Raw genomic sequence first — 12,214 nt, 5'->3', positions numbered from 1 at the left:
CCCACGGAAGGACACAAGCCCATGCCATCCCCTCAGACGCCTCCCGAGACCCGTCAGGTCGGCGCCGACTGGACCCACCAGAACACCCGCCTCACCATTACCGTCTGCCACGCCTGCTCCGGCCGCTGGTTCCCGCCACGTGAGGCCTGCTCGACCTGCGCTTCCACCGACGTGGAAAACGTCGCCAGCGATACGCACGGCACCGTCTACGCCTCCAGCGTCGTCCGGATCGCCCCGCGCGGATTCCAGGCCCCCTACGTGCTGACGTACATCGACATCAGCGGCGTGCGCCTCCTCGCCCACAGCCCCACCTCTCACCAGGCCCTGAAGCCCGGCACCCCGGTGGAACTGACGGTTGCCCCGATCGCGGACACCGACGACGGCGCCCTCATGTCCTACGCCGTGACCCCTCTCGACGACCCGCACACACCCACTGGAGAAGAGCGATGAGGCCTGTCCATGTCGCCGGTGCCGCAGTCCACCCCTTCGGCAAGCACCCCACCCTCAACGCAGCCGAACTCGGCTACCGAGCCGTCCGTTCCCTGCTCGACACCACCGGCATCACCCCGGACGCCGTCGACACCGGATTCGCCGGTTCGTCCTATGGAGGATCCCTTCTGGCGCAGCGTGTCCTGCAGCGCGTAGGCGTGTCCGGACAGCCCGTCTTCACCGTCGAAAACGCCTGCGCCAGCGGCGCCTCCGCCGTTCACCTCGGCTGGCAGGCTGTGGCCTCAGGAGCCGCAGACGCCGTGATCGCCTTCGGAGCCGAGAACCTCTCGGCCTTTGGCGGTGGCACCCTGCCCCTGACAACCAACGACATCGAGATCGAACAGGGCATGGTCATGCCCGCCGCCTACGCCATGCGCGCCCAGCGCTACCTGCACGACTTCGGTGCCACGGTGGACGATCTGACCGCCGTGTCCGTCAAGAACCGAGCCAACGGCGCCCTCAACGAGCGCGCCCACTTCCAGCGCAAAGTGACCGCCCAGGACGTCGCCGACTCCAAGCTGGTCGCCGATCCGCTCCACCTGCTGCACTGCTGCCCCAACAGTGACGGCGCCTCGGCCGTGCTGCTGTGCACCCAGGAGGTCGCCGAGCAACTGCACACGCCGAGCGTACGGATACGCGCCAGCGTGGTGCGCTCGGGCACCTTCCACACCCAGTACCGCGACATGACGTGGCCCGACATCACCGAACGCACTGCCCAAGCGGCCTACGCCATGGCGGAGCTGGGACCGGCAGACCTGGACCTGGTCGAGCTGCACGACGCTTTCAGCATTGCTGAACTCCTCCACTCCGAGGCCCTCGGCCTCGCCGAGCGCGGAAAGGCGCACCGCGCCGTCCGCGACGGAGAGTTCGACCGAAACGGACGAGTCGCGGTGAGCCCCAGCGGCGGACTCATGTCCCGCGGCCACCCCGTGGGCGCCACCGGTGCCACCCAGATCTGCGAGGCGTACTGGCAACTCACAGGCCAGGCCGGCGCCCTGCAGGTCCCCGGAGCCTCCGTGGCCCTCACCCACGTGACAGGCGGCGGCATCTTCGGAGTCGACAACGGTGCCTGCTCCGTGCACATCCTCACCGCCGACTGAAAGGCACAACCAGATGTCCGACCGCATCTTCCCGCCCCGCGCTCTCGTCCTGGACCCGGCCGGAACCGCAACAGCAGATGCCCTCACGGCCCGACTGAAGTCCAACGGCTACGGCGTCGACACCCGCACCGTCTTCTCCGAGCCCACCGGACCGATCGACGCGTTCGCCTACGAGCCCGGCCTCTTGGACGGCATCCCCACCGGCAACGCCGCCGAACAGCTGCTCACCGCCGTCAAGCGGTTGACCCCCTTCCTGCGCGCCGCCGAGGAGGGAGGCTCCCGGATCGTCGTCATCGCCAGTCGGGACGGTCTGGGGTGGCCGAGCCGCCCCGACCTGGCCGCCCAGAGCGGGGCACTGATCTCCGCGGCACGCAGTCTCGCACTGCAGCTGGGCCGCACGGGCACCACCGTCAACGTCGTGGCCGCGCTGCCCCCTGAAGGCAGCCCGCTGCGCTCCGCCGGCCGTCCCGAGAACACGCACCTCTACGAACCTGAAGCATTGACCCCCGAGCCCGTCACCGCACAGGACATCGCGGAAACTGCAGCCTTCTTCCTGGACCCCCGCAGCGGCTACATCACCGGACAGGTCTTGAACTGCTGCGGCGGCGCGAGTCTGCTCTCGAGCCTCTCCGTCTGACCCGCGACCATGATCAAACTCAAAGGAGACACGATGGATCTCGACGGACACGTCGCGGTGGTCACCGGCGGTGCCAGTGGGATCGGCCTCGCCATCGCCCGTGACTTCGCCGCCGCAGGAGCGAAGATCGCGATAGCCGACATCGACGAACACCGGGCTCGCACCGTGGCTCAGGAACTCGCTGATACCGGTGCCATCGCCGTGGGACTTCCGGTGGACGTGAGTTCCCGCAAGGACGTCGCCGCGCTCTTCACCATGGTCGAGGACCGGCTCGGACCCGTAGACATCCTCGTCAACAACGCCGGCATCAGCATCGACCGAGGAGTGCGTCGCATCACGGACGACGACTGGGACAAGACGCAGGCCATCAACCAGACCGGCGTCTTCCTGTGCAGCCAGGCGGCGGCCACCTCGATGATCCCCCGGCGCACCGGCCGCATCATCAACATTGCCTCCCGTGCCTGGCTGGGCTGGTACGGCCAGCTCGCCTACGCCACCTCCAAGGGAGGCGTGGTCTCGGCCACGAGGTCTCTCGCCATCGAATTGGCGAAACACGGCATCACCGTCAACTGTCTGGCCCCCGGGCTGATCGACACCCCCCTGCTTCGCCGCGAGCCCCAGGAGGTCATGGACCGCCTCCTGACGGCGCAGCCCATGGGCACGATCGGCGCTCCCGCCGACGTTGCCTGGGCCGCCCACTACTTCGCCTCGCCCGCCAGTCGTGCTGTCACCGGACAGGTGATGTACGTCTGTGGCGGCAAGAGCCTGTATGCCCAGCCGGCCCGGGGGTGACCCAGGTCGTGCACGGGCCCATGGGCGGTCCGGTGCGCCACTCGCGGCGGACCGCTCCCGGGATTGCGAAAGCACGGATCCGCATCCGGGAAATCGAATAACTGCACGGGTTGCGGCGATGGGATAGGCCCTCGATGCTGAGGCCATCGGATAAGTAACCCATGGGCGCCCCGAACCGGGCCTACCCCGCCGTGAACTGCCCGCAGGATCGGTGTTCGAGATGTCTCGTATGAGTACTGTCCCCTCGACGCTGGTGCTCACCGGTGCCACCAGCGGCATCGGAGAAGCCGTCGCCCATCGCCTCGCCGCTCACGCTCCTCGTCTCATCGTGCACGGCCCCCAGCGGTCCGAAGACGTGAGCCGGTTCCTTGCACATCTCAAGGAGCTCGGCCCAGGCGATGTCCACTACATCCAAGCGGATTTCGACGAGCTTGCAGCCGTCGAAACACTCGCAGAGCGGATCACTGGCCTCACCGACCGGGTCGACGTGCTTATCAACAACGCAGGACGCCCGGGGCCAACGGCCCGGCAGCTCAGCAGTGACGGCAACGAACGGACTCTGCAGACCAACTATCTTGCGCCCGTGCTGCTCACCGCACGCCTCGCCCCACTGCTCCGTGCCGCGCGCGGACGCGTCGTTAACGTCTCATCGGCCACGCATCTGTCCGCGTCTTTGAACATCGACGACCTCAACATGGAACACGCGGCCTACAGTTCCACCAACGCCTACTCGCGATCCAAGCTTGCCCTCGTGGCGCATGCGCGATGGCTGGTCGACCAGGCGCCTGAACCTCGCTACGACGCGGTGAGCCTGCATCCAGGTGTCATCCGTACGACACTGCTGCACGCCATGTTCGACATTGACGGGGACCCCGTAATCGACGGTGCGCGCAATGTGGTGCGGGCCGCCAACGCCGCCGCCCCATGGAAGGGGAAATACCTAGACGAGGACAGGCCGTCCCGCCCGAACCTTGTTGTGCTCAAGACGGAGTTCCGGCGCCTTCTCATGGAGCAGACGTTCCGACTGACACGGACCGGCGCCGACGGAACGCACGGCCCATGACGGTCAAAGCCAGCGCTGCACCGCTGACACGGTCCAGTAGCGAAACAGCCAATTACGTAATTTATAGTAGTTAGGTCGCTTCAAGGGGGGGCCGCTTGCTCACCGATACCTTCGGCCGAGTGGCCACCGACCTGCGTGTGTCACTCACTGACCGGTGCAATCTCCGGTGCTCCTACTGCATGCCCGAGGAGGGTCTGCAGTGGCTGGCCAAACCGGACCTGCTCACAGACGAGGAAGTCGTCCAGCTGGTACGTATTGCCGTCACCGACCTGGGCATCACCGAGGTTCGTTTTACGGGCGGTGAGCCCTTGCTGCGCCCCGGACTGATCGGCATCGTAGAGCAGTGCGCGGCAATGGATCCGCGGCCCCCGTATGTCTTTGACGACCAACGGCATCGGACTCTCTCGCGCGGCCGAAGCGCTAGCTCGCGCCGGGCTGGACCGGGTCAACGTGTCGCTGGACACCCTGCGTCCGGACGTCTTCAAGCACCTGACGAGAAGGGACCGCCACGGTGACGTCCTGCGTGGTCTCGAGGCTGCCCGCGCAGCGGAGCTGACGCCGGTGAAAGTCAACGCGGTCCTGATGCCGGGTCTCAATGACGACGAGGCCCCCGAACTGCTGGCCTGGGCCATGAAGAATGCCTATGAGCTGCGGTTCATCGAGCAGATGCCGCTCGATGCCCAGCACGGTTGGAAGCGCACGGAAATGATCACCGCAAGCGACATCCTGCGCTCGCTGCGCAGCCGCTTCCGCCTTGCTCCGGAGAGGCAGGAGGATCGCGGCTCGGCTCCGGCTGAGCGGTGGGTCATCGACGACGGGCCGCACTGCGTCGGCGTCATCGCCTCCGTGACCCGCCCCTTCTGCCGCGCCTGCGACCGGACCCGGCTGACCGTCGACGGGCAGATCCGCACCTGCTTGTTCGCTACCGAAGAGACTGACCTGCGCAGGGCGCTGCGCCGCGGTGCACCGGATGAGGAGATCGCCCACATCTGGCGGTTGGCGATGTGGGACAAGAAGGCCGGTGCAGGTCTAGGGGCGCCGGGCTTCGAGCAGCCCGATCGCCCCATGTCGGCAATCGGTGGCTGATGCAGGACGACCGGCAGGTGATCGGTCGCACTGTCTGCGCTGCTTGTCCCTTGCGTGTGATGACACTAACAGGAACTTGAGGGGACCCTCGGGTTATCTTTGCTGAGCGAACATGAGGGCGCCCTCGATATCTGCGTGTCAATTGCGGACGGGTGTGCCTCTGCGGCTATGCGTCGTGCCGCAAGCGCAGTGAGTCAGTAACTTCCCTTCGATCGAGCAAGGGGCGGCGCCGCATGCGCATCTCATGCGCCCGCGGTCCAGAGCCTCAGGAGACTTCGTGGAGCCGATCTTCTCCTTCTCCGCGCCTGCCGACGCGCGGACCCTTAAGGCCGGACAGATCCGGTGAGCGCGTGGGTTCATCAAAGGCGCCGCGGCGATGCCCCGGCATCGCATGCGGCCTTGTGCCGACGCCGGCGTGGTCAGGTCGTGGCAGCCGTCTCAGTCCTCCTTTCCGCCGCTCTGCTAGCCGTGACCGAAGGCGCCGGGCCGAATCGATTGGCGTCGTGGACGCTCGCTGTTGCCCCCCGAGCGAGGACCGCGTCGGAGGATTTCGCAGCAGACGTGGCACACGGGCTGTCCAACGTGCACTCCGTCGTCCAGTGGCCCTTGATGGCTTTGATCCTGCTCTGGCTGGGCCGACGGCACCAGACCCTCTACGTTCGCACCGCCTTCGCGTTGCTGCTGTCCAGCGCGGCTGGATTCGCCGTCCTGGCCGGGAGCCGGATACCGGCCAAGGGAACATCACTCGTCTCTCAGTATGTGGAGACACCCGGGGCACAAGCGGGCTGGTACGCAGTGATGGCCTTGGCGCTGGTCACCGCCGTACCGGCGCTATGGGCACGGGCCATCGCAGTGGTGGCGGCGGCGCTCGTGGCCGTCACCGTGGCGCATACTGCCGACAGTTGGAGTCTCAGCGTTCTCCTGGCCGGAGTCTTGCCGCTCACGGCTTGGTATGCCGCGGCGCCCTCCCTGCTGCAGCGTAGGTCCAGGAGGGCCACGCGCGCATCTTCCAGCCGCTTGGCCCGGAGAGCTGACTGATGCACATCGATACCTTGATCGATTCAGCCGGCTGGTGGTCGTACCTGCTGGTCTTCGCCGTGACGGTTGGTGAGACCAGTGCCTTTGTCGGCGCGTTGCTGCCGGGCGAGACCGTCATTCTCATTGCTGCCGCTCTGGCTGGCAAAGGCGACCTCAATCCTTTCCTCCTCGCCGTCGTAGTGGTAGTCGGAGGCATCCTCGGAGACAACCTGGGCTACATGCTGGGACGCCGGTGCGGGCAACGGCCGAGCAGAGGGAAGTTCGCCCGGCTCCGGCTAGATGTCCACCTTCGAAAAACCCAGACGTTCCTGGCACGGCACGGGGGGAAGGCAGTATTCACTGGGCGGTTCATCGGATTCATCCGCACCTTCCTGCCCTTCGCCGCAGGTGCGTCCGCCATGCCCTGTCGGCGTTTCTTCTTCTTCAGCACGCTTGCGTCGGTGGTCTGGGGAGTCGGGAGCGTCGTCCTCGGATACTTCGTCGGCGCCGCGGCCATCGACTACCTGCACTCCGCTGGATTCGTTGGCGCCATTGCACTGGCCGCGCTGGCGGTGGTGGCGTTCACCACTGTGCGGCTCGTGAAACGGTATCGACAAGGCGGAGGGGACCGATCCACAGGTTCGGTGTCCCCTCTGCCGGCCATGAAGCAGGGCCGGCCGCCCTTCGACGGTGACGGCGAACGCCCCACCCCTGAAAGTGGCCAGCCAAGGAGCGGCCCCATCGCAGGCAGCGCTTCCTGGGAGCCCGCTGATCCCCTATCGCAAGGGAGGCAAGTCGGACTTCAGCTGGGTCAACGCAGCGAGGGCCATTGCTGATACGGCGGCAGGCAGCGCGGTGGGAGGGTGCGGGGCGAAGCGCGGTGAGTGGTTGGGAGGAAGACTGGCAAGCCGCTCCGCCGCGGTCGTTCCTGAGGCTTCGGCCCACTGACGTGGACCCACCGTCCCCACCATCCAATAGCAGAGGGGCACCCCGGGACAGCCGTGAATCGAGAGACCTGCGTCTCCGTATAGAGCGAAGTCCTCGGTGGCCAGAGCAGGAGGCCACGGCACTACCCGCTGGACACCGAAGGCCGCCCGGTGGGCAAGGACCACCTCCGCAGCCGTTCGGGGGTCCGGGACAGTGGCGGCTGACTGGTGGAGCACAGTGATCCCGGCGGGGCGCGAGCTCCCCGACGCGTCTGACTCCTCTCGTACCAGGTGCTCGATGGCCGTGACGAGACGGTCGAGCGTTGTCTGTGAAAGAGCCCGCACACTGATTCCCAGCTCCGCACTGTCAGGAATGACATTGCTCTGCGTGCCCGCATGCACCGAGCCGACCGTCACAGCAGCCTGCCCCGCCAAAACGCCCTCGTGCTCCACGATCTTCGCCAGCCGCATGGTCACAGCGGCTGCGGTCAGGACGGGATTCACCGACAGGTGAGGTGCCCCGGCGTGCCCGCCCCGCCCGTGGAGCGTGACGTTCAGGCTGACACTCGCTCCGAGCACCGGCTTGCCCGCACGTCCATGGGCCACCATGCCGGCGAGCAGTGGTGCCGAGTGCTGCGCGAGCACCACCTCGGGGCGGCCGAAGCGTGCGTACAGGCCGTCCTCCAGCATCATGCGCGCACCCGTGAGGGTCTCCTCCGCCGGTTGGCCAACCACAAGGACAGTCCCTCGCCAGGAGGCCCGCGTCCGGGCCAGCAAGGTCGCCGCCCCCAGAACAGCCGCGATGTGAAGATCGTGGCCGCAGGCGTGGGCCAGTGGTCCGGCTGCCGAGTACGGCAGGCCGGTTTGCTCGACCACCGGCAGTGCATCGAGTTCCGTTCTGAGCATGACACGTCTTGTGCTCCCGTTGGTGAGCACACCGACCACTCCGTGGCCGCCAACGCCACGTGTCACCTCATATCCTTCGGCTTCCAGGGCGTCAGCCAGACAGGCTGCGGTGCGCTGCTCCTTTCCAGACAGCTCGGGATTTTGATGTAGGTCCAGCGCGAATACCGTCAGAGGCCGTAGCAGTGACGGCAGCTGCCGCAGTACGGGATGGTGCTCTGCCGAAGCAAATACCGGTGCGCTCACCAGCGCATGATGAGGGACCTCACTGGCCGCCCTCTGACAGGTCGCTGGCAGGGCGCTGACGCAGCTGTCAGCGCCCTGCCAGCGATGTGCGTCTCCACGCGTCAGCGGCGCCCGCTGCAATGGGGGAGCCAGACAGCTCCGGGAAAGACCCGGGGTGGCTGACTTTAGGAGTCACCATGGTTGACAAGTCGATCCTCGCCTCCCTCGCCGACGAGATCCTGGAGCTCGAGTCGGAGACTTTCGAGATCTCGGACTACTCGGACGCCAGCGAGGTCGTGCTCGCCGGCTCGACGAGCTGCTCCTCCACCTCCACCTGCTCGTCGACCACGAGCACCACCTCCTGCAGCGCCTGACCCTGTGACGCCCTCACCGGCCTGAGTGTCTGTGTCTGTCTGTGGGAGACGACGACGCTCACGGATTGCCATCCGGCTCCGGCGAGGTGCGGACCCCGGAGGGAGGTGGCGTGACGCCCAGCCCGCCCAATGCCACTACGGGCGTGTGAGCTCACGCCGGCCTCCCAGCCTTCTCAGGGGTGGATGAGGAGGCTGGGTGAACGGGCACGGAGTTGCCATCGCGGTATGTGCAGGACCGGGCCAGTCGGTTGGCCCGTCGCACGATCGTGACTGAGCCGTGGGCGGTGCATTGCCCGTCCACGGCGCACGTGCTTTGCCCCGGGACCACGACAGCCGCGGTCCTGGCAACGGCCGAGGGGCTGACGGCATCAGCTGGACTGTGTCGGGGGAACCACCGCATGCCAGGCTTACCAGCCGCCGGAGCCAGGGAAGTCGAACCGACGACTATGCGCCTGAAGGCCATCGCAGCGGTCGGAGCACGACGTCCGGCGAGTGGCGACAGCTGCACATCCCCTGGCCCACCGCATACCAGGGGGAGAGCCTGTCGAGCCCTCATGACCGCCGTCAGGATGGGGGACTGTGCGGCGGAGCCCTGTGTGAGAAGGTCAGGACCGCGTGGCCTGGTCCAGCTCTGTCAAGACTGAGCGGTATTCATGCCCTGTGGCCCGGTCCATGCCGATCTCGCACATGCGGTTGGCAGAGAGGTAGGCGTCGTACTCGCGGGAGTTCACCTCGGCTGCCTCCTTCGCTGTCGCTGCGGCGGTCAGTTCTTTGTGCAGCATTCCGCGGTCGCCTGCAAATGCGCAGCATCCTGTGTCGTCCGGGACGACGACTTCGTCGGCGCATGCCTGTGCGAGGGTTACCAGGTGGTCTACGACGTCCAGGTGCTGCATCGAGCACGTTGGATGCAGGACTGCTGATCCGGTTTTCCGGAGGATGGTGAGTTCCGGCAGGAGTTCTTTGGCCGCCCAGACGAGGGAGTCGACGATGGTGAGCTGTCGGTGGAGCTGTTGGTTCGCTTCAGTGAGGTAAGGCACGACCTCGCGGGCTATGCCCAGGGTGCAGGATGAGGCATCGACGACTAGGGGCAGGGCGCCGCCCGCTGTCCACTTCCAGGCGGCCTCAACCATACGGTTGGCCATGACGGTGTTGCCTTCGTCGTACCCCTTGGAGTGCCAGATCGTCGCGCAGCAGGTTCCCGCCACGTCTGCCGGGATCCATACCGGTTTCCCCGCGCGGGCCGAGACGTCGACGAGCGCTTGTGGCAGGGAGGGGGTTCGGTGTCCGTCGGGGCCGGCGAAGATCCGGTTCACGCAGGCCGGGTAGTAGACAGCGGTCGCCCCGGTCCGGGAGGTATGGGGGAGTTTTCGTGCGGCGGCGCCGGGGATCTCGGGCAGCCATTCGGGGACCAGGTCGGGGCGTACCGCTTTGCGTGCGAGGCCGGTGATGCCGCCCAGAAGCCGGTCGCCGAGCTTCTCCGCGGTAGCGACGGCGAGCCGGGTCGATGACTCCAGTGTTTTGAAGTTCTTGGCCGTGAGTGCTGCCATGCGCTCTTCGCGCGGTGAGTGCCGCTGGTGGCGGAAGCCCTTCATCATCGCGCCGGTGTCGATGCCGACGGGGCAGGCGAGTTTGCAGGTGGAGTCGCCTGCGCAGGTGTCGACAGCCTCGTAGCCGTACGAATCGAGCAGGGCGTTTTCCACCGGGGAGTTGTGGGGTTGGCGCATCATCTCGCGTCGCAGGAGGATGCGCTGGCGTGGGGTGGTGGTCAGATCCTGGCTGGGGCAGGTGGGCTCGCAGAAGCCGCACTCAATGCAGGGATCGGCGATCAACTCAATCGTGGGGATGGTCTTCAGGCCGCGCAGGTGGGCACGCGGGTCCCGGTCAAGGACGATCCGCGGCGCCAGAACGCCGGCAGGATCGATGATCTGCTTGATTCTCCACATCAGCTCGGTCGCCCTGGAGCCCCACTCCAGTTCCAGGAAGGGGGCGATGTTGCGACCGGTGGCATGCTCAGCCTTGAGCGAGCCGTCGAAGCGCTCCACGGTGAGTCTGCAGAAGTCGTCCATGAAAGCGGCGTACCGCTCGACGTCGGATGGCTTCGATGCATCGAAGGCGAGCAGGAAGTGCAGGTTACCGTGTGCGGCGTGGCCGGCGACAGCTGCGTCGAACCCGTGGTCCGCCTGCAGACGAAGGAGGGATTCGCAGGCGTCGGCAAGCCGAGAAGGCGGAACAGCGAAGTCCTCGGTAATCAGGGTCGTCCCCGGCGGGCGGGACCCGCCGACGGCGGTGACGAAGGCTTTGCGCGCCTTCCAATACCCGGAGATGGTTGTGCTGTCACGGGTGAATTCGTTGGTGACCGAGGCGACCGGCGCAATGAGGTCTAGCCCTGCCAAGGCTTCGACGGCTGCCTGTTCGTATCTCTCCTGAGCCGGTCCGTCCGGTGCCCGGAACTCCACCAGCAATGCCGCAGTCTCGCGGGGCAGCTCGGCCCAGTCCGCAGGTACCCCTTCCACACTTACCGAAGCGCGCAGGGTGTTGCCGTCCATCAGCTCTACGGCGATTGCTCCGGCTGCGTTGAAGAGAGGCACCGCGGCGGCAGCAGCCGCCAGGGTGGGAAAGAAGAGCAGTGCGCTGGACACCCTGCGCTCCAGCGGCAGGGTGTTGAAGACGACCTCGGAGATGAACCCGAGGGTTCCCTCGGAGCCGACCATCAAGCCGCGAAGGATCTGTACGGGTGTGGCGCCGTCCAGAAAGGCATCGAGCCGGTATCCGTTGGTGTTCTTGATCTCGTACTTGGCACGGATGCGGGCGGTGAGAGCGTGGTCCGCCTCGATCTCCGCTTTGAGGGCCATCAGGCCCTCGCACAGTTGGGGCTCGGACTGTGCAAGAGACTCATCGGCCGCGGGATCGGCCGTGTCGACGGCCGTGCCGCTCGGTAGGACCAAGGTCAGCGACGAGAGGGTGCGGTAGGAGTTGCGTGTGGTTCCAGCGGTCATTCCCGAGGCGTTATTGGCGACGACCCCGCCGACGGTGCACGCGATGGCGCTGGCGGGGTCGGGGCCCAAAAGTCTGCCGGAGCGGGCAAGGGTCGCATTGGCGCGCATCACCGTGGTGCCGGGGAGGATACGGGCTTGCATGCCGTTGTCCAGGACCTCGATGCCCGTCCAGTGATGCCGAACGTCGACGAGGATGTCCTCGCCCTGGGCCTGTCCGTTCAAACTGGTCCCTGCGGCCCTGAAGACCACTTCCCGTCCTTTGTCCCGGGCGTACGACATGATCGCCGAAATGTCACCGATGCTTGAGGGAACTACGACGACCTGCGGGACGAAGCGGTAGGGGCTTGCGTCGGAGGCGTACTTCACCAGGTCGGAGACTTTGTACAGAACCTTCTCCGCCCCCAGCAGAGCAGAGAGGTCCTCCCGCAGTCTCGCGGGGGTGCCCTCCGCCAAGCCGTCGGGAACCCGGTCAGGGGACGCAGAGCGCACAGCACCCGTGCGGAGGGCCGCGGGCTTCGGTTCCAGCAGGGGCATGGCGCCTCCTTGGCTGATGGGATTGATCTTCTGGAGATGGAGAGACGAGTCGTGGCCTGGCACAGACTCGGG

At 66.6% G+C, this 12,214-nt stretch carries 9 protein-coding genes and 1 pseudogene; 8 read left to right on the top strand and 2 right to left on the bottom strand.

Translation table 11 applies throughout. The features are described from left to right. Positions 1–21: 21 nt before the first annotated feature. The 7 genes and pseudogenes from ACGF3J_RS36700 to ACGF3J_RS36670 all read left to right on the top strand — a co-directional run bounded on the left by ACGF3J_RS36700 (position 22) and on the right by ACGF3J_RS36670 (position 7,020). Positions 22–450 carry a Zn-ribbon domain-containing OB-fold protein gene (locus ACGF3J_RS36700; protein ID WP_393855848.1) on the top strand — a complete coding sequence of 143 codons (429 nt, stop codon included), beginning with the start codon at positions 22–24 and terminating at the stop codon, positions 448–450. Further along, the gene (locus ACGF3J_RS36695) at positions 447–1,589 is read left to right on the top strand and encodes a thiolase family protein (protein ID WP_393855847.1); all 1,143 of its coding nucleotides are present in this window, start codon (positions 447–449) and stop codon (positions 1,587–1,589) included. Before ACGF3J_RS36700 ends, ACGF3J_RS36695 begins: the two co-directional genes overlap by 4 nt. A 13-nt stretch (positions 1,590–1,602) precedes the next feature. Next, complete coding sequence (locus ACGF3J_RS36690; RefSeq protein WP_393855846.1) at positions 1,603–2,226, top strand: SDR family oxidoreductase; 624 nt, start codon at positions 1,603–1,605, stop codon at positions 2,224–2,226. Between the two features lie 33 nt (positions 2,227–2,259). Beyond that, the gene (locus ACGF3J_RS36685; protein WP_393855845.1) at positions 2,260–3,018 is read left to right on the top strand and encodes an SDR family NAD(P)-dependent oxidoreductase; all 759 of its coding nucleotides are present in this window, start codon (positions 2,260–2,262) and stop codon (positions 3,016–3,018) included. Between the two features lie 229 nt (positions 3,019–3,247). Further along, positions 3,248–4,081: an SDR family NAD(P)-dependent oxidoreductase gene (locus tag ACGF3J_RS36680; protein WP_393855844.1), complete on the top strand. Its 834-nt coding sequence runs from the start codon at positions 3,248–3,250 to the stop codon at positions 4,079–4,081. Between the two features lie 95 nt (positions 4,082–4,176). After that, positions 4,177–5,167: pseudogene (moaA, locus tag ACGF3J_RS36675) on the top strand (GTP 3',8-cyclase MoaA). A gap of 1,037 nt (positions 5,168–6,204) precedes the next feature. Continuing rightward, positions 6,205–7,020 (top strand): DedA family protein, encoded by an 816-nt coding sequence (locus tag ACGF3J_RS36670; RefSeq protein ID WP_393855843.1) that lies wholly within the window; start codon positions 6,205–6,207, stop codon positions 7,018–7,020. Here ACGF3J_RS36670 and ACGF3J_RS36665 read toward each other — a convergent pair. Further along, positions 6,961–8,259, bottom strand: coding sequence for an amidohydrolase (locus ACGF3J_RS36665; RefSeq protein ID WP_393855842.1), 1,299 nt, complete (start codon positions 8,257–8,259; stop codon positions 6,961–6,963). The two genes, ACGF3J_RS36670 and ACGF3J_RS36665, sit on opposite strands and share 60 nt — an antisense overlap. 176 nt (positions 8,260–8,435) lie before the next feature. Between ACGF3J_RS36665 and ACGF3J_RS36660 the strand changes: the two genes are divergently transcribed. After that, positions 8,436–8,612, top strand: a complete 177-nt coding sequence (locus tag ACGF3J_RS36660; protein WP_385802370.1) for a thiazolylpeptide-type bacteriocin — start codon at positions 8,436–8,438, stop codon at positions 8,610–8,612. Positions 8,613–9,217: 605 nt separating this feature from the next. On the opposite strand, the gene ACGF3J_RS36655 is transcribed toward ACGF3J_RS36660, so the two are convergent. Continuing rightward, on the bottom strand, positions 9,218–12,142 hold the full coding sequence (locus tag ACGF3J_RS36655) for an FAD-binding and (Fe-S)-binding domain-containing protein (protein WP_393855841.1): 2,925 nt from the start codon (positions 12,140–12,142) through the stop codon (positions 9,218–9,220). Positions 12,143–12,214: the final 72 nt, after the last annotated feature.

The organism is Streptomyces sp. NPDC048171, from assembly GCF_043202655.1.
In the GTDB taxonomy this organism is placed as follows: Bacteria; Actinomycetota; Actinomycetes; order Streptomycetales; family Streptomycetaceae; genus Streptomyces.
This window is presented reverse-complemented; position numbering and strand designations above follow the sequence as displayed.

What these genes read in the sequence shown, in the direction of transcription:
- ACGF3J_RS36660 (WP_385802370.1), top strand. Translation starts at nt 8,436, where the DNA reads ATGGTTGACAAGTCGATCCTCGCCTCCCTCGCCGACGAGATCCTGGAG.
- ACGF3J_RS36655 (WP_393855841.1), bottom strand. Translation starts at nt 12,142, where the DNA reads ATGCCCCTGCTGGAACCGAAGCCCGCGGCCCTCCGCACGGGTGCTGTG.
- ACGF3J_RS36695 (WP_393855847.1), top strand. Translation starts at nt 447, where the DNA reads ATGAGGCCTGTCCATGTCGCCGGTGCCGCAGTCCACCCCTTCGGCAAG.
- ACGF3J_RS36690 (WP_393855846.1), top strand. Translation starts at nt 1,603, where the DNA reads ATGTCCGACCGCATCTTCCCGCCCCGCGCTCTCGTCCTGGACCCGGCC.
- ACGF3J_RS36670 (WP_393855843.1), top strand. Translation starts at nt 6,205, where the DNA reads ATGCACATCGATACCTTGATCGATTCAGCCGGCTGGTGGTCGTACCTG.
- ACGF3J_RS36700 (WP_393855848.1), top strand. Translation starts at nt 22, where the DNA reads ATGCCATCCCCTCAGACGCCTCCCGAGACCCGTCAGGTCGGCGCCGAC.
- ACGF3J_RS36685 (WP_393855845.1), top strand. Translation starts at nt 2,260, where the DNA reads ATGGATCTCGACGGACACGTCGCGGTGGTCACCGGCGGTGCCAGTGGG.
- ACGF3J_RS36680 (WP_393855844.1), top strand. Translation starts at nt 3,248, where the DNA reads ATGAGTACTGTCCCCTCGACGCTGGTGCTCACCGGTGCCACCAGCGGC.